Source organism: Kibdelosporangium aridum (genome assembly GCF_900176515.1).
Taxonomy (GTDB): Bacteria; Actinomycetota; Actinomycetes; order Mycobacteriales; family Pseudonocardiaceae; genus Kibdelosporangium; species Kibdelosporangium aridum.
In genome coordinates this window covers 485,440-504,862 of the sequence record NZ_FWXV01000011.1, presented here as the reverse complement: position 1 = coordinate 504,862, position 19,423 = coordinate 485,440, and the positions used below count along the sequence as shown (strand labels likewise).

The window sequence follows — 19,423 nt, the reverse complement described above, 5'->3', positions numbered from 1 at the left end:
CAAGATCAGACTTCCACGCACCAGGTGCCGTTCTCCTGCACGATCGGCAGCGGCGCTCCCCGGGTGTCCACGCCTTTGGCCCCGAGGTTGACGGTGGTGCGGGTCGCGCTGTAGATCGTGACGTGCAGGACGGTGGCCTCCAGCTTGCCCGCCGCGGTCTCATACACCACGCCGGGGTCGGCCTTTTTGCAGGTGAGCTGGGTCGCCGCGGCTGCGTCCTGACGGTTCATCGCCTCGGCGTACTGCTGGGCGACCTTGGTGACGGCCGCCTCCACTTCGGCTTTGTTCTCCACGTTCCCGGTTCCCGGTTTCTTGGATCCGGATGGGGGTGGCTTGGATCCTGATTGGGGCGGTGGCACCGGGGTGTTGCCGGAGGCGGTGCTCGTGGGCTTGTCGTCACCGGTGGTCAGGAGCACGACCGTGACCGTGCCGCCGATCAGTAGCACGGCGGCCACCACGATGGCCACGATCAGGCCCGTCTTGTTCTTCTGCGGAGGCGGCGGAGGTGGCCATCCTGGTGGCGGGCCGTACGGCGGTTGACTGCCGTACGGCGGTTGGCCGCCATATGGTTGACCGTGTGGCCCCGGGTAGTGGCCAGGTGGTGGTGGCTGCTGCGGTGGATACGTCACCGGTCCTCCTGCTTGCGTCCGTATACCTGGGGTAGACGGTCGCACCCGACGCCGCGGTTCCACCCATCAACCACCAGAATTCACTGGGACGTGATCATTCGTCGGAGCACCTGCCGACGTCAGCCGTCGTGCCGCCTCGTCGAGCATGTCCAGCTGAAGTCAAGCAGGGATTAACCACTCAATCGCTGCATGAAACCACTTTTCCATCTACAGCATGCTGGTGAAGGCTGACACGAAGCAGTCGACGGATTTCTACGTCTGCGTACCTCCGAAGAGCGACACCTACATCGGACCGCAAGCCACCTTCGTCAGGTATCACGACTGCTGACAAGCCTGCGCTGAACACCGCTGTGATGGCGCGCTATCCGTCCACTATGGATTGGTGATCGCCGGTACGGACACATTTTTGGTGGGCACCAAACGCGGGCCGGCAGGACCGTGCACGGCCCTTGGCTCGGGGAACAGGAACAGCAGTGCGAGAAACAGCACCGCTGCGATGGCGATCGACAGCGGCAGGCTGATGTCCAGGCCGAGAACGAGATCACCGAGCGGCCCGACGAACTGGCCAGGAATGTTCGTGAACAGCACACCGGTGACCGCGGCGATCCACCACGCGATGATGCCGCGCCAGTTCCAGCCGTGGGTGAACCAGTAGCGGCCCCCGCGCTGCCTGCGGTTGAACACCTGCAGGGCTTCCGGGTCGTACCAGCCGCGCCTGGTGAACAGGCCGAGCATCATCACGACCATCCACGGTGTCGTACATGTGATGATCATGGTCGCGAACGTCGAGATGCTACGGACCAGGTCGAGGCCGAACCGGCCGACGAAGATGAACACAATGGACAGTACGCCGATGAACACTGTCGCTTGGACACGGGACAGGCGAGGGAACACCGAGGAGAAGTCGAGGCCGGTGCCGTAGAGCGCGGTGGTGCCGGTGGACATTCCGCCGATCAGGGCGAGCAGGCACACGGGCAGGAAGAACCATTGTGGTGCGATCGCCAGCAGGCCGCCGACGAAGTCCGGCGCCGCGGGGTCCACATAGGCCGGTTGTTTGGCCGCGATGATGCTGGCTGTCGCGAGTCCGAAGAGGAATGGCACCAACGTGGCGATCTGGGACAGGAACGCGGCGGCCAGCACGCGGCGGCGTGGGGTGTGTGCGGGGATGTAGCGCGACCAGTCGCCGAGGAAGGCACCGAACGAGATCGGGTTGGACAGCACGATCAGTGCCGACCCGATGAAGGCCGGCCAGAACAGCGCTGTGTCGCTCGGCGAGGTGAACGTACCGGGGTAGGACGGGTCGAAGTCGCCCGCGAAGGCTGCGATCCCGACAAGGAAGAGAAGTGTCGCCGAGGTGACGGCGATCTTGTTGACCAAGAGCATGAATCGGAACCCGTACACGCATACGATCAGGACCAGGCAGGCGAAAGTCGCGTATGCGATGGCATACGACAGGGTTTCTCGTTCCAAGCCGAAGAGCCGATGAGCGCCGCCGATCAGGGCGTCGCCGGAGCTCCACACAGCCAGTGAGAAGAACGCCACCGCGGTGAGCAGAGACAGGAATGAGCCGACAATACGGCCGTGCACTCCCAGATGGGCCGACGAGGAGACGGCGTTGTTCGTCCCGTTGATGGGCCCGAAGAGCGCCATTGGGCAGAGAATCAACGCGCCGACGAGCACACCGAGCAGTGTGGCGGCCAGTCCTTCCCAGAAGGAAAGCCCGAACAGGATCGGAAACGCGCCGAGCACGCAGGTGGAGAACGTGTTGGCGCCGCCGAAAGCCAGCCGGAACAGGTCGAACGGGGTCGCGGTGCGGTCCGGGTCGGGGATCCGTTCCACCCCGTGGCTTTCCACCTCGGTGATGGGCGGCTGGGTTGCGGAACTCTTGGACATCACGTCACCTGCCAGGCAATGCGTGCGGCTGTTGCGGCGAACCTAACCAGGCGTGCGGCCGACGTCCCATTGGACAGAACGTCCAATCGCCGGTCTCCGGTTGGATGAAATGGCCATGTGGCCATGAAGTCCTGATCGCGCCGATTCGCGTCAATCGAGTCAGAACGCCGTCCGAGAGTGGCCAAACTGACTTGTTCGGCCGACGGCTTTGCAGTACAACGAGTGGAGTGACTCGACGGAGGCTCGGCACCGACAAGCGACTCTTGATCGTGTTCGTCCTGACCAGCATCCTGCTCAGCGTGACCCCGGCGGCGGCCGCGCAGCTGAACCGGGACACGGGTCATTTCCGGGTGCCTGGACTACAGCAGCCGGTACAGCTTGTCATGGACCGCTGGGGTGTTCCGCACATTTACGCCCAATCCGTCGCGGACGTCTTTCTCGCGCAGGGGTTCAACGCCGCGCGTGAGCGGCTGTTCCAGATCGATCTGTGGCGACGGCGTGGACTCGGCCAGTTGTCGTCCGTCCTTGGTCCGTCCTATGTGGAGCAGGACAGGGCCGCGCGGCTGTTTCTGTACCGCGGGGACATGCGGCGCGAGTGGGACAGCTACGGCCCGGGCGCCGAGCTGGCGGCTACCCGGTTCACCCAGGGCGTCAACGCCTACGTCGACTGGCTCGGCCGGCATCCCGAGGCGATGCCCGAGGAGTTCCGGATCCTCGGCTATACCCCGGATCACTGGCAGGCCGCGGATATCGTGCGGATCCGCAGCCACGGACTGACCAGAAACCTCACCAGCGAGGTGGCCAGGTCGAAGGTCACCTGCGTGGCAGGCGCCGCGGCGGACCGGCAGCGCGTCGCGCTCATGCCGAAGCGGGACATCGTTGTGCCCGTTGGTTTCGATCCCTGCGCTTTGCCGGACGATGTGCTGCGCGTGTTCCAGTTGGCCACGCAGGACGTGAAATTCGCCAACGGCCAGATCCGGGCGCTGCCCACCCAGCCCGACGAGGCGTTGGAAGCAAGCAACAACTGGGTCGTCGCCCCGCAGCGGACCGCGACTGGTCGTCCCATCCTGGCCAACGACCCGCACCGCGTGTATTCGGCACCGTCGCTGCGCTACATCTCCCATCTGGTCGCGCCCGGCATGAATGTCGTCGGCGCGAACGAGCCATTCCTGCCCGGTGTCTCAATCGGACACAACGAGAACATCGCGTTCGGTCTCACGATCTTCCCGATCGATCAAGAGGACCTCTACGTCTACCAGCTCGACCCGGCCGACCACAGCCGATATCGCTACGGCGACGGCTGGGAACGCATCCGCACCAGCACCGAGAAAATCGCTGTGGCGGGTGCGCCGGCGCGTCAGGTCGAGCTGGCCTACACCCGGCATGGGCCGGTGATCGCAGTCGACGAGTCCCGCCATCTCGCCTACGCGGTGCGCACAGCATGGCTGCAGCCAGGGATGAACCCGTACTACGGCAGCCAGAAGTACATGACGGCAAGGAACTTCACCGAATTCACCGACGCGATGCGCGATTGGGGTGCGCCGACGGAGAACCAGGTGTACGCGGATGTCCGTGGCAACATCGGCTGGGTGTCTGGCGGGATGGCCCCGATCCGGCGCGGGTACGACGGCCTGATGCCGGTACCAGGAGACGGCCGCTACGAGTGGAACGGCTTCTACAACGGTGACATCCTGCCACGGTCCTACAACCCCACAGAGGGATTCATCGCCACGGCCAACCAGTTCAACCTGCCGCCAGGCTATCCCTACCCGCTCGGTTTCGAATGGACGAATCCCGCCCGGTACACCCGCATCGCGGATGTGCTTTCGAAGACCACGCACGAATCGGTCGCGGACTCGATGCGTCTGCAAGGGGACCAGGTGTCGCTGGTGGCGCAGCGCATGGTAGCGCTGCTGGCCGGATTGTCCAGTTCTGACCCGGACACCGCGGCGGCGCTGCGGTTGCTCATCGGCTGGGACGGCAACGAGTCCGTCGACAGCGCCGCCGCTGCCCTGTTCGAGGTGTGGCGCAAGCGGCACCTCGGACCCGCGTACGTGAAATCCGTCGTACCCCCAAAGGCGGTGCCACTGATCGGGCAGCCGGACCTCGTGACGATGCTGGACGCTCTGGAACACCCGAGTGACATCGCCGCACGAAACGCCTTGCTGCTCAACACGCTCGGTGAGGCGTACAAGGACGTGAGCAAGCTGCTGGGCCCGGATGCGACGACTTGGCAGTGGGGCCGGTTGCAACGCACGACCTTCGCGCATCCACTCGCACCGGCCGTGGACGAGCAGACACGGGCACGTCTGAATGTCGGACCGTTCCCCCGCGGTGGATCGGAGCACACCGTGAACGCGTCCAGCTACAACGCCAACTTCGAGCAGACGGCTGGGCCGTCGTTCCGGATGGTGCTCGATGTCGGCAACTGGGACGCTTCCCGAGCGGTGAACACACCAGGGCAGTCCGGCCGTCCCGGCGATCCGCACTACCGTGATCTGGCCGGCAAGTGGAGCCGCACGGAGTACTTCCCATTGCTCTACTCGCGGACCGCCGTCGAACGCAACGCGGAGCGACACATCATGCTGTTCCCGGCCAACTGACGCAGGTATCGCTCGCCGTCCAACCGCATCGCCTACGCGGCGGAGTCCTCCGCGTCCTTGGTGGCCATTGAGCCGTGTGCGGGAGAACGCACGCCGAGTTCACCCGATGGGCGGGGACTGGAAACGGTGCATCCGGCCACGACCACGGCCTCTCAAGTCACACCGTACGGCCGACTTGCGTTTTGTCGGTCGAACGACTGACACCGCCCGCTTCCTTCCGGCCATAAAGTCATCGTCATCCGCTCGAACCGCAGAATTGATCGAAAGGTGCTCGCCATGTGAGCAATGGGATTTCGATCTGCTGTTGTGGCCGGAATTTCAGCTGCCGCCTTGATGACGTTGCCCGGCGTGCCAGTGGAGGCATCGTACGGTCATGGGGCAGCACTACAACAGCCTGAACAACACGCTCCGCCTCGTCGATACCGCACGCGAAGAACGGTCGGTATATGCGAATTGGCGGGCAGATTCAGATCCGCCTCACATCGTTCGACTCGGTGGCGACTGCCGCGTTTCGGTGCTCGCCAAGATCGATCTCCCCACATGACACCGATTTCTTATCGGCTTCGCTTCAACGCGGCCGACCCCGAGAACTGCGCTCCTCAGCGGCCGGACCGGATAGGAAGAACAGGAAGGGAAAGTGATCGATATGTCAAGAATCCGAAATCTGCTGGCACCTGCCGTGCTCGCGGTGACCGCAGCAGCAACTCTTGGACTGGCGCGGCGCCAGCTGGCGCGAGCGAGACCGCTACTCGGGTATCGGAGGGACTGAGTGGCTCGGTCATGACGCCCGAACAGATGGAGGTGTTCGCGTGCTCCAAGGGTGGGTACAACGAATCGATCGGCTGGGCGCGCTGCAGCGGGACGCACAGGTTCAAGGTGCGAGTGTGGTGCACGTGGGCTGGCCAGGGCTCAGCAACGCGTGGCGGACTCCGTACAACTGGGCCCAGTGCAACCGTGGCTCGGTGCGTGAAGGCAGCCAGAACATAGAGGTCATCTGGGCGTGAGCCCACCAGATGCCTTGCGGGACCGGGCGTGCCGGTCCCGCAAGGCGCCAGTTCCTACAGTTCGACGAGACCGATCAGACCGTCCTGGATGGCACGGGCGAGCAAGGCGGCCTTGGTTGCCGCGGGACGGCCCGCGTTGGCGTACTTGATGCGCACCCGGTCGAGGTATGTGTTCACAGTGCTCGTGGACACTCCCATCTTGTCGGCGACCATTTCCTTGACTCGCAACGAAACCAGATCCGAGCAGGCGGGCGGGGACTTCATCGGGTAGTCCTTGCGCCAGCATGCTGTGCCGTACTTGCTCGCGTGGGAGTTCCTGGAAAGACAGCGTCCGGTTGATGGCGGTGCCGATGAGTCGCGCCTTCTCGCATTGGTTCAGTGACTGCGGGCCGGTCAGTGTGTAGGTCGACCCCGCGTGAGCGCCGCTCCGGAGGGCTTGTGCGGTGACTGCGGCGAAGTCGGCCAGGCGCAGGACCGTCCACTCCAGACCTGATTGTGTGGCGAGATCCTCGGTGAGCTTGAACTGGGCGGCGAAGCGGACTTCGCCTGCTGGGTATTCCACGGTGGTGGCCGACAGCAACACCACGCGCCGTACGCCTTGTTTGACGGCCAGCTTCAACATGCGAAGCTAACCATCCGCGCCGGCGACCGTGATCCTTCTTCTGGTCCAGCATGCTTGTGCTTGCGATCTCCCGTTGGGGACTGTTACTGTCCCTAACAGTGTTGTCAACGGTGTTGACTTTAGTGTTGACGCCAGCGTAGGGGCTGGTCATGGGTGTGCGGTGGTTCGCGCGCTGCGGCGGCGGGCGGCAGCTGGGCGGTTGAGCCACGGGTTCGTCCCCGGTTCATCCGTCCCCGCTCACCAAGGCCCAGGCGCAGCCATGACCAATTTCCTGCCAACCCGTCGTACCCTCTCGCCGATTCCCCATCCGCACACGCCGATGGCCTCCCTCGCGGACGCCATGCCCAAGCCGTATTGGCTGGACGTGCACCCAGAGCCCGAGCCGTGCTCGGCATTGACCGCCAACATCCGTGCTGATCTCGCCGTCGTCGGCGGCGGCTACACCGGGCTCTGGGCCGCGCTGCAAGCGAAGGAACACGACCCGAGTCTCGATGTCGTCCTGCTGGACGCCGACCGATGTGGCTCAGCCGCGTCCGGCCGCAACGGCGGGTTTTGCGCGTCCAGTCTGACCCACGGAATCCTCAACGGCGTCGCCCGGTTCGCCGAGGAGATGGCCGAACTGGAACGGTTTGGGCTGGAAAACCTCGACGACATCGAACGATCGGTCAGCGAGTACGGCATCGACTGCGACTTCCAGCGCTCCGGCGAGCTGAACGTCGCGACGCAGTCGTGGCAGGTCGCCGAGCTGGAGCGGTGCGCGACAGTCGCCAAGGACCTCGGTCACGAAGTCAGGCTCCTCGCGGCCGATGAGATCCAAGACGAGATCCACTCACCGACGTACCTTGGTGCGCTTGAGATGCCGCGCAGCACGGCCATGCTCAACCCGGCATTGCTTGCGTATGGACTGCGGCAGGCGTGCCTGGAACGCGGCGTCCGCATCTACGAGTGGACGCCCGCGCAGGCCATCCGCGAGCAGAGGGCCGGGGTTGTGGTCACGACGCCGTACGCTAAGGTCCACGCGGCTCGCGGTCTGCTTGCCACCAATGGGTTTCCGCCGTTGCTCAAGCGACTGCGCAACTACATCGTCCCGGTGTACGACTATGTCCTGGTCACCGAACCGCTGACCAGCGACCAGCTCGCGTCGATCGGGTGGAGGAAACGGCAAGGCATCGGCGACGCGGGAAACCAGTTCCACTACTACCGATTGACGGCGGACAACCGAATCCTGTGGGGCGGCTACGACGCCATCTACTACTACGGCGGGCCCGTGCGGTCCGAGTTGACTGTGCGCCCGGAGACATATGCCTTGTTGGCGCAGCACTTCTTCGACACGTTCCCTCAGTTGGCGGGCGTCCGGTTCACCCACCGGTGGGGCGGCCTGATCGACACCTGCACAAGGTTCTGCTCGTTCGTCGGGACAGCCATGGGTGGCCGCGTCGGCTATGCACTCGGGTTCACCGGACTCGGCGTCGGATCCAGCAAGTTCGCTGCGGCCGTTGTGCTGGACAAGCTGTACGGCCGTAACACCGAACGAGCAAGGCTCAAGCTGAGCAATACGAAACCGCTGCCGTTGCCGCCCGAGCCGTTGCGGTGGGCCGGAATCCAGCTCACCCGGTGGTCGCTCAACCGCGCGGACGAGCGCGGTGGACGACGCAACCTATGGCTGCGTACATTGGACAGGATCGGCCTGGGGTTCGACTCCTAAGCCGTGCGGCGCACTGGCTTCCAGCCCGGTCGTGGGGTGGAAGCAAGCAGCAGTTTGGTGTAGTCCGCCTGCGGATCGTCAAGCACCTGCTCGGCCGGCCCGTCCTCCACCACCTGGCCACGCCGCAGCACAACGACATCGTCTGCCATCTGCCGAACGACGGACAGGTCGTGCGTGATGAACAGGTATGCTGTGCTTGTTCTAGTCTGCAAGTCCCGCAAGAGGTTCAGCACTTGGGCTTGTACGGAGACGTCCAAAGCGGACACGGCTTCGTCCAATACCATGGCGACCGGATCCGCAGCCAACGCACGGGCGATTGCGACGCGTTGACATTGCCCGCCGGACATCTCACGGGGGACAGCGGATGCGTACCTTGTGGACAGACCGACCGCGGCCATGAGGTCTGCTGGCGTGTGATCGGACTTGTGCAAGGCGATCGTTTCGGCCAGTGCCGCCGAGACGCGCTGGCGTGGATCCAGGAAGGTGATCGGGTCCTGCGGAACGAGCTGCAGCTGGGCCGCTCGCCTGCGGCGGTCGCGGCTGGATCGCGCGGCTTTCGAGCGATCCTCGCCGCAGACCGTGACCTTGCCGGCGGTGGCGTCGACGAGTCCGGTGACGATCCCGCCGATCGTGGATTTGCCCGCACCGGACTCGCCAACCAATGCCGTCGTCCGTCCTGTGCGGACGGTGAACGAGACGTCGTGGACGACTTCCAGCGTGCCGTACCGTTTGACGAGGTTCTCGACGACGATCACATCAGCCACGGGATGCCTCCACGAGATGGCACCGCACCAAGGTTGGCCCATGCTCGACCAGGTCCGGCAGGGAATCGCGGCACTGTGGCAGAGCGACCGGGCAGCGGAAGACGAACGGACACCCGGAACCGGCCTCGGCGGCCGCGATGGGCGTGCCTTCGATCGACGGCAATCGGTCAAGCCGGGTGTCGATCGGCGGCCGGGAGTCGAGCAGGCCCTTGGTGTACGGATGCGAGACCGCGGCCTGGGAAGGCGAGATCTCGAGGACCCGGCCCGCGTAGAGCACCAGGACTCGGTCACAGATGGCCAGTGCGAGATCGATGTCATGGGTCACGAAGATCAGGGCCGTGTCCTGCTCGCGGCGCAGCTCGTCGGCGAGGGCAAGGACATCGGACTGGGTGGTGACGTCCAACGCGGTCGTCGGCTCGTCGGCGAGCAGGAGTTTGGGCCGTGGCAGCAATCCCGACGCGATCATCACCCGTTGCAGAAGACCGCCGGACAGCTCGAAGGGATACTGGGTCATCCGACGTTCAGCGTCGTCGATTCCCATTCGCCGCAACAGTTGCAGCGATTGGGTCCGGACAGCGGAAACGTCCTCGCCTGCGTCTCGCACCGATTCGAGGAGGAAATCGCCAATGCGTTGGATGGGGTTGATCGCCGAGCGTGGGTCTTGGAAGACGAACGACACCTCATGCCGGCGGAATTCACGCAACGCGGCACCGCGCAACTTCGAAACGTCCTTGCCGTCGAACGTGATCGTCCCGGTTTGCCGTGCGCTGTCCGGCAGGAGTCTGGCGAGCGCTCGGAGTGTGATCGACTTGCCCGACCCCGACTCGCCGACGACGCCCAGCGCCTCCCCGTGCGCCATCGTGAACCCGACTTCGCGCAGTACCGGGACTCCGGCCAGATCCACCGAGAGATCGTCGACGGTGAGCAGATTCAACGCTTCCACCTCCGCGGTCGTTCCCCGGCTAGCCTGCTACCGACGACAAACAGCGACAGAACGGTCACCACGATCACCACGCTCGCGGCGATCGCTTGTCCGGGATGTCCTTGGAGGACGGCGTCCTGATCGCTGACCAGGACGCCCCAATCCGCCTGCGGTGCCTGCACGGCAAGACCGAGGAACGACAGTCCAGCCAGATCGATCAGGGAGTACGCGAACGTGATGGTCGCCTGTCCGGCGATGACCGGCGCCAAGTTCGGCAACAGGTGCCGGACCACAATTCTCGGCGCACCGTGGCCCTGCACGGACAGCGCCATGATGTAGGGAAGGCGCCGTTCCCGTTCTGTCGCAGTCACGATCAGCCTTGCGACGTACGGAACGTACGCGATCGCCAGTGCGAGGATCGCGGGCGTGAGGCCCGGCCCGAACAGCGAGACCGCGAGAATTGCCAGCAGCAGACCGGGGATCGCGAACACGATGTCGAACGTCCTGGTGACCGCGAAGGCCACGGCTCCGCCGTACCAGGCCGCGGCCATGCCGACCGGCAGGCTGATCGCCAGCGACAGTGCCACGATAGCGAGGGGACCGAGCAGGCTGGTCCGAGCGCCGTGGATCAGCCTCGACAGGATGTCACGGCCGACTGCGTCCGTGCCCAACCAGTGTTCCCAGCTTGGGCCCTGGAACGCGGCTAGCAGAACGCCTTGGTGGGGGTCGTACGGGGCCAGCAGGGGAGCGGACAGGGCGATCACGACGACCACGACCAGCGTCGTGGAGGCGCCGACGAAAGCCGCGTCGCGTTTCACCTTGACATCCTGGGATCGATCAGCGCGGCGGTCATCTCGGCGATCAGGTTCAGCAGTACGAAAGCGACAACCATAATCAGCGAGATCGCCTGTACGACAGGGAAATCCTTTTGCTGGACGGACGAGATGAGCAACTGCCCGAGCCCGCCGAGCCCAAACGCCTGTTCGACGACCACGGCACCGGCGAACAGCGACGCGATCTGCACACCGATCACCGTGACCACCGGCCCGGCGGCGTTGCGCAGTACGTGACTGCGAATCGCCCGCCGCCGGGACACTCCACGAGCCACAGCGGTCAGGAAATGCGGTGACTGCACTTGTTCCATAGCTTCGGCTCTGGTCACCCGCGCGACAAGGCCGCTGGCGATCACGGCGAGTGCGACCGCGGGCAACGTGAGGTTCACCAATCCCGGCTTGTAACCATACGCGGGAAACCACCCTAATCCGATTGCGAAAATGGAGATGAGCACCGACGATGCCACGAACGCGGGGACGGCGGTGGTCATCGAGACCACAGTGGACACAGCCACGTCCACACCACCCGGCCGCAACGCCGCCAGCAACCCCAGTCCGACGCCGCCGATCACGATGAGGACGGCGGCGTATCCGACGAGCTGCAAGGTGATCAGCATCGGCTGACCGATCCGATCGCTCACCGGCTGCTGGGAAATCAAAGAACGACCTAGGTCACCGCTGACGGTGGAAGTGATCCAGTGCCAGTAACGGGTCAGGAACCCCTGGTCGAGCCCGAGGTGTGCACGCACAGCGGCCCGAACCTCGGGCGTCGGCTGTCGTGAACCGAACAACGCGTTCTCCGGACTGCCTGGCGCGAGATAAATGCTGACGTACACGACGAAACTCGCCACCAGCAGGGTCAGCACGAGCCCAGCCAGCCGTTTGGCGAGAAACGTCATCATGTCAGCGGCCTCCGATGGCGGCGGCCCATGGCGAGGTCATGAATGAGAAGGTCAGTGTCGCTCCGGTGAGCCGGTTGTTCAAATAGGTCACTGACCGTGGCTGAACGATCGGGATCGATGGCAGGTCCAGCGCCAGCTGCTTCTCCGCCGCAATCACCGGGATGGCCCGTTTCGCTGGGTCTTCGATGCCGCGGGCAGCGATGAAGCTCTGCTCCACCACAGGATTGTTGTAGCCGGAGAAGTTCGTGTTTCCGTCCTTGCCACCGAACAGGTGGTCCATCAGCAACGGCTCGGGCACCTCGGTGTAATTCCTCGACAACAACACGTCGTAACCCGCGCGGGCCGCGGGATCCGAGAACAGGGCGCCGTACTGCTGGTTGGGCAGGCCGACGATCTCCATCGTCAGTCCGATCTGGCCGACCGTTTGTTTGATCACGGTCGCGAGCTGCATGCTCTGCGGATCACCGGCCGGGTAGACGAACCGCACCGTTTTCCCGGTCGCACCCGCCTGTGAGATCTTCGCCTTGGCCGCAGCGACGTCCGGTTTGGTCTCGTGGGCGCTGTATGCCTGTTCATATACGGCTTTCTGGTTGCCCCACATGCCGGGGCCGGTCACCAGGTAGAGCGGATCGGCCGTACCGCCGAAGATCGTGCTCGCAATGGACTCGCGGTCCAGCGCTTGCGAGATCGCCTGCCGCACCCGGAGATCCGCCAGTACGCCGTCCGGCCTTGCCACGATCATGTCGATGTTGATCGGTGTGGACGCTTCCTGTCCGACATAGACAGTCCCGGTGTCGCTGGATTTCAAGCGGGACACCAGGTTGCTCGGCACGTTGAAGGCGCCGTCCACCTCGCCGGACGCCAGGCTGTTGGTCAGCGCGCCGAGATCGCTCGGGAAGACAAACGTGAACCGTGCCGCGTGAGCTCGATTGGCGGTGTCCCAGTACCGATCGTTGCGCTTGAGCGTCAGCCTGGATGTGCCGTCGTAGGAATCGAACGCGAACGGACCGGTGCACATCACACCGGTGGCCGGAGTGCCGAGGGCGTCGCCGGCTGTCTCGGCGAACTTCTTCGAGATCACCGCTGCGGACAATGAGCCCAAGTTGGCGCGAAAGACGTAGTCCGGGGAGTTGAACGTGATCAATACCGTGTCGGGGGTTGTCGTCTCGATTGACCGCACGCTGACGTACAGGCCCGCATAGTTCGACGCGTACTTCGGATCGAGGTTGCGGCGCAGGCTGTAGACGACGTCGTCGGCGGTCATCGGGGTGCCGTCGCTGAACCGGACGTCCGTGCGGATCTTGACTTCCAGCCGGAGTGGATCGACGTAGGTCGCCGACCGCGCCAGTCCTGGCTGGAGTTCGTAGCCCGGTGTCATCCGTAGCAACGGCTCACAGATGTTGGGAATGACGGTCTGTTCCGGGTAATCCGCCAGCTTGATCGGGTCGAGCGTGATGAGTGGGCGATAATCGCCGTACCAGGTCACGGAGTCCACATCGGACTTTGCGACACCGGTGATCGTCGTGTCGTCTTCGGTGGTCACCAACGCGGTCCCGGTGTCGCTTGAACACGCGGCCGCAGTCAACACTAAGGCGAGTATCGCGGAACGAGCAACTGCCATGATGGCTCCTGATCAATCGGCTCGGTGGACCTCGACGCCCTCGGCGTAGGTCCGGTCGACCCTGGTGTCGGCGAGCTCGGTGTGGGGGTGCTCAAAGGGATTGCGGTCCAGGACGACCAGGTCCGCGTCGTAGCCCACCGCGATCGTGCCGGACCGTCTGTCCAATTGGGACGCCGCAGCCGAACCGGCGGTGTACGCCCGAAGCGCGACCGCGAGTGGCAACGCCTGTTCCGGGCCGAGTGGTGGCGTCCCGGCTGGAGCCAGTGCGCTGATCCGGTTGACGGCAACGTGAATCGCGGCCATCGGGTCCGGGGTGCTGACCGGCCAGTCACTGCCCATGGCCAGTGGCGCGCCCGTGCGGTACAGGTCGCCGAACGGGTACAGCCAGCGGTTTCGTTCCTCGCCGATGAACGGAAGGGTGAGCTCATCGAGTTGTGGCTCGTGCGTCGCCCACAATGCCTGCAGGTTCGCTGTCACGCGAAGGCGATGGAACCTGGGCACGTCATCGGGGTGCACAACTTGGACGTGCGCAATCTGATGCCTCGTGCCTTGTGTGCCTTCCACTGCGTCGAGTACGTCCCGGATCGCCTGGTCGCCGATCGCGTGGAAGTGCACGGCGAACCCGGCTTCGTCGAGGGCCTTGGTCACGGCCTTGAGTTGTTGAGGCTCAAGGAATCGAAGGCCCCTGTTCGTGGTCGGGTGGCCGCACGGGTCGAGATACGGATGCATCATCGCGGCGGTGAACGTCTCGATCACGCCGTCCTGCATCACCTTCACGATCGGGGTGCGGTACCGCGAGCCGCCCTGCATCATCTTCAGCCGCGCCACTTGTTCGTGAATCCGCTCCGGCGGGCAGTCCCGGTCCCACCACAAGGCACCGGAGACCTTGGCCGTGAGCCAGCCCTCGCGATCGGCCTTGAGATACGCCTCGTGCGTGCTCTCGTCCACAAGAGCGTCCAGCCAACCGACGATTCCCAGTGAGTGCAGGTGTTTCTGCCCGGCGCGCAAGGCCTCGGTGAAATCTTCCGGCGCGTGTTGCGGAACGATGGCCTTCAACAGGTCCATCGCGCCTTCGTGCAGCAGGCCGGTCGGCACCCCGTCTGCGTCCCGCTCGATCCGGCCGTCGACCGGGTCGGGCGTGTGCTTGTCGATCCCGGCGAGTTCGAGTGCTCTGGAACTGGCCCATGCCGAGTGGTGATCCCGGTTCGGCAGCAGCGCGGGCTGGTTGCCGACGACCGCGTCCAGGTGGTCACGGGTCGGACGGCCACCGGGGAAGGCCTCCATCGACCAGCCGCCGCCGAGGACCCATTCCCGCTCGGGATGCTCCTTGATGTAGGCCGCGATCACGTCGGCGTACTGGTCGGCCGAGACTTCGCTGAGATCGCACCGGATCCGCTCGAGTCCGCCTGCCACCGGGTGCACGTGTGCGTCGATGAACCCCGGCATCAGTAAGCGGCCATTGAGATCCACCACCTCGTCCGCGTCCTTGAGATACGGCTCGACCACATCCTCTCCACCGACTGCGACGATCTTGCCGTCCGCGACGGCGACCGCGCTGGCCAGCGTGCCTGCCGGATCGATGGTGAGCACCGGGCCACCATGGAAGACGCGGACCTGCATTGGTCACCACCTCTCGTTGTCGCAGATCACACACCTGTTCAACGCCGTTGTCAACACTGTTGTCCACGACGTGTGAGAAGATGAACCGGCTTGACGCGGAAGGGGTGGGAGTTGACCAAGGCGACGGGGCTGAACCTGACCACGATCGTGGACCGGGCGCTTGAGCTGGCCGAACGGGAGGGACTGGCCGCGCTGAGCATGCGCAGGCTCGGCCGTGAGCTCGGCGTGGACGCCACGGCGTTCTACCGGCATTTCCGCGACAAGGACGAGTTGGTCCTCGCGTTGAGCGACCGGACGATCGCGATGATCCTCGACAGGATCACCATGATCACCCCGGAGACGGACTGGCGTGAGGCGCTGCGTCTGATCTCCGACGCGATGTGGCACCAGGCGCGGTCGTATCCCGTCGTTTTCTCGCTGACGTTCGCCCGCACCACCGGCGGGCCCGCGGAACGCCAGGTGGTCGAGACGATCCTGCGTACCCTGCAACCACTCGGCATGACACCGGCGAAAACAGCCTTGATGTACCGCCTCTTCGTGGACACATTGCTGTCTCTGGCGGGCATGAACTCAACCGCGCGAACCTTGCCGCCCGACATCCTGGAAAAGGACGTATCGGCGTGGTCGCGGGTCTACGCGGCCTTGCCCGGCAAGGAATTCCCGGCGACCCGGGCGCACGCGGACGCACTGATCGAGGTCACCGACGAGCAGATCTGGGCGGCTTCGGTGGATTCGCTGATCACGTACATCGAGACCCAGATCGCCGACTAGGGCAGTTGCCCTCATACCGATGTGGTTGGTGGATGGGACGGTTGTCGATGGCCTCGGCGGTGAACCGGTTGCGTTTTTCTTACGTCGGCCGTTGTTCGGCGGCTGTGGACCGGACTGTCCATTACGGTCGGACGTGCATCGTTAGCCCTGGGTGCGATCGGCAGTGAGGTGGTGTCCGAATCGGACGGACCGCTGTCGGGACACACTCAGGTCGACTAAGGCGAACGCGCACACGCCGGACAAACACCCCGTTTCGTGGATCCCTTGTCTCAGGCGGCGGACGCCAGAGTCCGGCCACCGGGCTGGTGTTCTCGACCGAATCTCGTCAATCACACAGCCTCTGAGGTGGACATGGTTTTCGACTGTGGTGTCTCGCACGCCGTTCTCGACTTCGATCCGCGCGAGCTGCCGGAACGCCTGCGTGACACCGTGCTTTCGCACAGCGGGGAGGCCGATCACCTTCGGCGGCTGCCGGGCGGCCTCGTTGACGAGCTGCGGGCGGCCGGGGCGTTCCGGCTGTTGACGCCGACCGAGTTGGGTGGCTTCGAGGTGCCGGTGGCGACCGCGCTGGAGATTCTGGAGGCGTTCGGCCGGTTGGACGGGTCGACGGCGTGGGTGGTGTGGAACGGCAACATCGGTGTGAACGCGGCGATCCTGCCGCCCGCAGGCAGCGCGATGATCTGGGCGACCGGAGCCGACCAGATCATCGCGAACTACGCGACACCGTCCGGTGTCGCGACGCCGGTGGACGGCGGTTTTGTGCTGTCCGGCCGCTGGCCGGTGGTGACCGGGGCCGACTTCGCCGACTGGATCACGCTGTTCGCCGTCGTCGCCGACGGGCAGGGGGCGGATCATCCCGACGTGCGGCTGTTCGTGGTACCGCGGGCCGACGTCACCGTGTCGGACACGTGGCACGTCACGGGCATGCGCGGCACCGCCAGCAACCGCGTCACGGCCGACAACGTGTTCGTGCCGGCCGAACTGTCCGGGCAGCTCGGCCTGCCGCCGGTCATCGACCGCCCGCTGTACCGCGTCCCCGCATTCAGCGTGGTCGCGCCCGGCGGCGCGGCGGCGGTGCTGGGCATGGCCAGGGCAGCCATCGACGAGGTAGTGCGGATCACCGTGGGTTCCCTTGCGAGCAATGCCGCCGTGCAGGCCACGCTCGGCCGGATGGACGCCGAACTGCGCGCGGCCCGTCTGCTTCTGCTGGACGCCGCCGCGGATCTGGATCGCAGCGCCGCCGCCGACGTGCCGATCACCGACCAGCAGCGCGCTGCGCTGCGCGCGGCCATGAGCCACGCGAACCAGGTCGGCAGGAACGTGTTCGTGTCGATGCACGAGCTCGGTGGCTCGACCTCGCTGTACCGGGCCAATCCGCTCGAGCAACTCGTCCGGGACGGCCTGGCGGCGACCCAGCACGTCAACAACGCCGCCGTGCACTTTGAACTCGCCGGGCAGCTCATGCTCGGCATCCAGCCCGACGCGCCGGTGTACTAACCGCCTACATCAGACAAATTCGAGGGAATGGCATGGTTTCCTGGCACAGGAGCCGTCGAGCCGGTTGGGTCGCGGTGGTTCTCGCCGTGGTGGCGACGGCGACCACGACGGACGCGGCCGCCAGCGGCAAGTTCGATAGCAGGCTGGACACGATCGTCGCGCACGGCGTGCTGACGGTGTGCAGCACGGGTGACTACAAGCCGTTCAGCTTCCGCGACGCGAACGGCAACTGGAGCGGCGTCGACATCGACATGGCCGGCGAACTGGCCAAGCAGCTCCGCGTGAAGCTGGCGTTCCATCAGTCGACCTGGGCGACCGTCGCCACCGACGTCGGCCGTGAGTGCGACATCGCGATGGGCGGCATCTCGATCACGCTGGACCGAGCCAGGTCGGTGTTCTTCACGCAGCCGTATCTGCGTGACGGCAAGACCCCGATCACCCGCTGCGAGAACACGGCGAAGTACCAGACGCTGGCGCAAATCGACCAGCCCGGCGTGCGTGTGATCGTCAACCCCGGCGGCACCAACGAGCAGTTCGACACCGCGAACCTGCACAAGGCCACCATCGTGCGTTATCCGGACAACAACACCATCTTCGAGGCCCTGCTCGCCGGCGCGGCGGACTTGATGATCACCGACGCCACCGAGACCCGCTACCAGGCGGCGCTGCACCCGGGGCAGCTGTGCGCCGTGCACCCGGACCAGCCGTTCACCTTTGTGGAGAAGGCGTACCTGGTGCCGCGCGGCGACGTGGTGTTCCAGCAGTGGGTCGACCAGTGGCTGCACATCGCGTTGGACGACGGCACGTTCCAACGGATCAGCGGCCGGGCGCTGGGCTGAGGATCGTGTTCGGACCCGTTCTCACGCTCGTTTGGTTACCGTTCAAGCGAAATCAGGAAACTGTTCGGTGCGCCGGATAATGTAGACTGTCCAATTTGAACACTCTGTGCATGATTGGCCGATCTGCTGGCGCAGCAACGCTGATAGCCCGCGTTGCGGTAGGCGCTCGGTGTGGATGACTACCGTCATGGCGCGTTGTTGCCACTTGGCTCGGTGAACCGGATCGCATCGGCAGACGTAGTCCACCCCCGGTTACTTTCCCATTGACGGACGGAGTCCGATGCGCTTCCTTGCCCGCTGTGCCATCGCGGTCAGCTTCGCTACTGCCTTGAGTGTGACCGCGACGATACCCGTCAGCGCAGCCAGCGTCTTTGCTTGTCCTTCCGCTACCTGTGCCAGTGTCGCGACTGACGTGAGCAGCGCTATTGGCGGCATCGTTGGTGACGGTGCCGGCGTCGCGTATGTCAGTTCCTCGGACGGCATTCTTAGCAAAGTGGACATTCGTTCTGGCGCCAAGACGGTGCTCGCCCGCGGTCTGGGCAACCTGCGCGGTGTCGCCTACGACTTGACTGGTGTCTACGTGGCCGACTTCGCCGGCCGGGTGATCCGGGTGGACCCGATCAGCGGCGCCAGCCAGGTGGTCGCCAGTGGTCTTGGTGCCCTGCAAGGCATCGTCAGGTACCGCGACTTGACGTATGTCGTGGGAGGGAATCAGCTGTGGGAGATCGGAACGACAACGCGGCTGGTCAGCCGCACGATCGGGATGGGCATGGACGTCGATGTCAGCGGCACCACCGCATATGTGGCCGACTTGTCCGGCAGTGTCTGGCAGGTCGACCTGACCACCGGCGTCACCAGTCAGGTGGTGAGTGGTTTCTACGAGCCCACACACATCGGCGTGCTCAACGACGGCACCGTGTACTTCCTTGAGGCCGCTTCGATCCTGCACCGGATTGATCCGGTAGCCAAGAAGGAAACCCCGGTCGGTCAATTGGCCGGGTTGCATCCGATGGACTTCACCCTGGACCGGTCGGGGACGGCTTTGCTCACCGACTGGCGCGATAACGGTCGGATCTGGCAGTTGACCGTTCGCGCCTGACGGCCTTCACGCTGGTATAAACATGCGTTGGCTCGAATTGCGGCCCGATCGAACCTAACGCTCCACTCCCGTGCTCGCGCTCGTCAGCGCCGTGGCCGC

At 64.9% G+C, this 19,423-nt stretch carries 16 protein-coding genes; 7 read left to right on the top strand and 9 right to left on the bottom strand.

What is annotated here, in order from left to right; all coding sequences use genetic code 11:
* Positions 1-5: 5 nt before the first annotated feature.
* Both B9C43_RS45015 and B9C43_RS45010 read right to left on the bottom strand, forming a co-directional pair.
* Positions 6-629 (bottom strand): flagellar basal body-associated FliL family protein, encoded by a 624-nt coding sequence (locus tag B9C43_RS45015; RefSeq protein WP_084433462.1) that lies wholly within the window; start codon positions 627-629, stop codon positions 6-8.
* Positions 630-1,001: 372 nt separating this feature from the next.
* Positions 1,002-2,522 (bottom strand): purine-cytosine permease family protein, encoded by a 1,521-nt coding sequence (locus B9C43_RS45010; protein ID WP_084433461.1) that lies wholly within the window; start codon positions 2,520-2,522, stop codon positions 1,002-1,004.
* Positions 2,523-2,749: 227 nt separating this feature from the next.
* Between B9C43_RS45010 and B9C43_RS45005 the strand changes: the two genes are divergently transcribed.
* Both B9C43_RS45005 and B9C43_RS45000 read left to right on the top strand, forming a co-directional pair.
* The gene (locus tag B9C43_RS45005) at positions 2,750-5,125 is read left to right on the top strand and encodes a penicillin acylase family protein (protein ID WP_235039222.1); all 2,376 of its coding nucleotides are present in this window, start codon (positions 2,750-2,752) and stop codon (positions 5,123-5,125) included.
* Positions 5,126-5,934: 809 nt separating this feature from the next.
* Positions 5,935-6,129 carry a hypothetical protein gene (locus B9C43_RS45000; RefSeq protein WP_084433459.1) on the top strand — a complete coding sequence of 65 codons (195 nt, stop codon included), beginning with the start codon at positions 5,935-5,937 and terminating at the stop codon, positions 6,127-6,129.
* A 54-nt stretch (positions 6,130-6,183) separates the two neighbouring features.
* Here the strand turns inward: B9C43_RS45000 and B9C43_RS44995 are convergent, their stop codons facing one another.
* Positions 6,184-6,393, bottom strand: a complete 210-nt coding sequence (locus B9C43_RS44995) for a hypothetical protein (RefSeq protein WP_235039221.1) — start codon at positions 6,391-6,393, stop codon at positions 6,184-6,186.
* A gap of 617 nt (positions 6,394-7,010) precedes the next feature.
* On the opposite strand from B9C43_RS44995, the gene B9C43_RS44990 reads away from it, so the two are divergent.
* Positions 7,011-8,456, top strand: a complete 1,446-nt coding sequence (locus B9C43_RS44990; protein WP_084433458.1) for an NAD(P)/FAD-dependent oxidoreductase — start codon at positions 7,011-7,013, stop codon at positions 8,454-8,456.
* Here B9C43_RS44990 and B9C43_RS44985 read toward each other — a convergent pair.
* The 6 genes from B9C43_RS44985 to B9C43_RS44960 are packed head-to-tail and all read right to left on the bottom strand — an operon-like array spanning position 8,453 to position 15,118.
* Entirely contained in the window at positions 8,453-9,220 is a 768-nt protein-coding gene (locus tag B9C43_RS44985; RefSeq protein ID WP_200825979.1) for an ABC transporter ATP-binding protein, read from the bottom strand. The genes B9C43_RS44990 and B9C43_RS44985 overlap by 4 nt on opposite strands.
* Positions 9,213-10,154 carry an ABC transporter ATP-binding protein gene (locus B9C43_RS44980; RefSeq protein WP_200825978.1) on the bottom strand — a complete coding sequence of 314 codons (942 nt, stop codon included), beginning with the start codon at positions 10,152-10,154 and terminating at the stop codon, positions 9,213-9,215. The genes B9C43_RS44985 and B9C43_RS44980 overlap by 8 nt, the downstream gene beginning before the upstream one ends.
* Positions 10,151-10,960 (bottom strand): ABC transporter permease, encoded by an 810-nt coding sequence (locus B9C43_RS44975; RefSeq protein WP_033383065.1) that lies wholly within the window; start codon positions 10,958-10,960, stop codon positions 10,151-10,153. Before B9C43_RS44975 ends, B9C43_RS44980 begins: the two co-directional genes overlap by 4 nt.
* On the bottom strand, positions 10,957-11,877 hold the full coding sequence (locus B9C43_RS44970; RefSeq protein ID WP_051895392.1) for an ABC transporter permease: 921 nt from the start codon (positions 11,875-11,877) through the stop codon (positions 10,957-10,959). The genes B9C43_RS44975 and B9C43_RS44970 overlap by 4 nt, the downstream gene beginning before the upstream one ends.
* A 1-nt stretch (position 11,878) precedes the next feature.
* Entirely contained in the window at positions 11,879-13,498 is a 1,620-nt protein-coding gene (locus B9C43_RS44965; protein ID WP_084433455.1) for an ABC transporter substrate-binding protein, read from the bottom strand.
* Positions 13,499-13,510: 12 nt separating this feature from the next.
* Positions 13,511-15,118, bottom strand: coding sequence for an amidohydrolase (locus tag B9C43_RS44960; RefSeq protein WP_084433454.1), 1,608 nt, complete (start codon positions 15,116-15,118; stop codon positions 13,511-13,513).
* A gap of 111 nt (positions 15,119-15,229) precedes the next feature.
* On the opposite strand from B9C43_RS44960, the gene B9C43_RS44955 reads away from it, so the two are divergent.
* The 4 genes from B9C43_RS44955 (at position 15,230) to B9C43_RS44935 (ending at position 19,324) form a co-directional block, all read left to right on the top strand.
* Positions 15,230-15,889, top strand: a complete 660-nt coding sequence (locus B9C43_RS44955) for a TetR/AcrR family transcriptional regulator (RefSeq protein ID WP_160097156.1) — start codon at positions 15,230-15,232, stop codon at positions 15,887-15,889.
* A gap of 351 nt (positions 15,890-16,240) precedes the next feature.
* Positions 16,241-17,386 (top strand): acyl-CoA dehydrogenase family protein, encoded by a 1,146-nt coding sequence (locus tag B9C43_RS44950; RefSeq protein WP_084433452.1) that lies wholly within the window; start codon positions 16,241-16,243, stop codon positions 17,384-17,386.
* Positions 17,387-17,418: 32 nt separating this feature from the next.
* Complete coding sequence (locus tag B9C43_RS44945; protein WP_084433451.1) at positions 17,419-18,225, top strand: transporter substrate-binding domain-containing protein; 807 nt, start codon at positions 17,419-17,421, stop codon at positions 18,223-18,225.
* Positions 18,226-18,718: 493 nt separating this feature from the next.
* Positions 18,719-19,324: an NHL repeat-containing protein gene (locus B9C43_RS44935; protein WP_143447047.1), complete on the top strand. Its 606-nt coding sequence runs from the start codon at positions 18,719-18,721 to the stop codon at positions 19,322-19,324.
* The last annotated feature ends 99 nt before the right edge of the window (positions 19,325-19,423 follow it).

Coding starts and splice junctions, on each gene's coding strand:
- B9C43_RS45010 (WP_084433461.1), bottom strand. CDS start 2,522: ATGTCCAAGAGTTCCGCAACCCAGCCGCCCATCACCGAGGTGGAAAGC.
- B9C43_RS44995 (WP_235039221.1), bottom strand. CDS start 6,393: ATGAAGTCCCCGCCCGCCTGCTCGGATCTGGTTTCGTTGCGAGTCAAG.
- B9C43_RS44990 (WP_084433458.1), top strand. CDS start 7,011: ATGACCAATTTCCTGCCAACCCGTCGTACCCTCTCGCCGATTCCCCAT.
- B9C43_RS44970 (WP_051895392.1), bottom strand. CDS start 11,877: ATGATGACGTTTCTCGCCAAACGGCTGGCTGGGCTCGTGCTGACCCTG.
- B9C43_RS44965 (WP_084433455.1), bottom strand. CDS start 13,498: ATGGCAGTTGCTCGTTCCGCGATACTCGCCTTAGTGTTGACTGCGGCC.
- B9C43_RS44960 (WP_084433454.1), bottom strand. CDS start 15,118: ATGCAGGTCCGCGTCTTCCATGGTGGCCCGGTGCTCACCATCGATCCG.
- B9C43_RS44950 (WP_084433452.1), top strand. CDS start 16,241: ATGGTTTTCGACTGTGGTGTCTCGCACGCCGTTCTCGACTTCGATCCG.
- B9C43_RS44945 (WP_084433451.1), top strand. CDS start 17,419: ATGGTTTCCTGGCACAGGAGCCGTCGAGCCGGTTGGGTCGCGGTGGTT.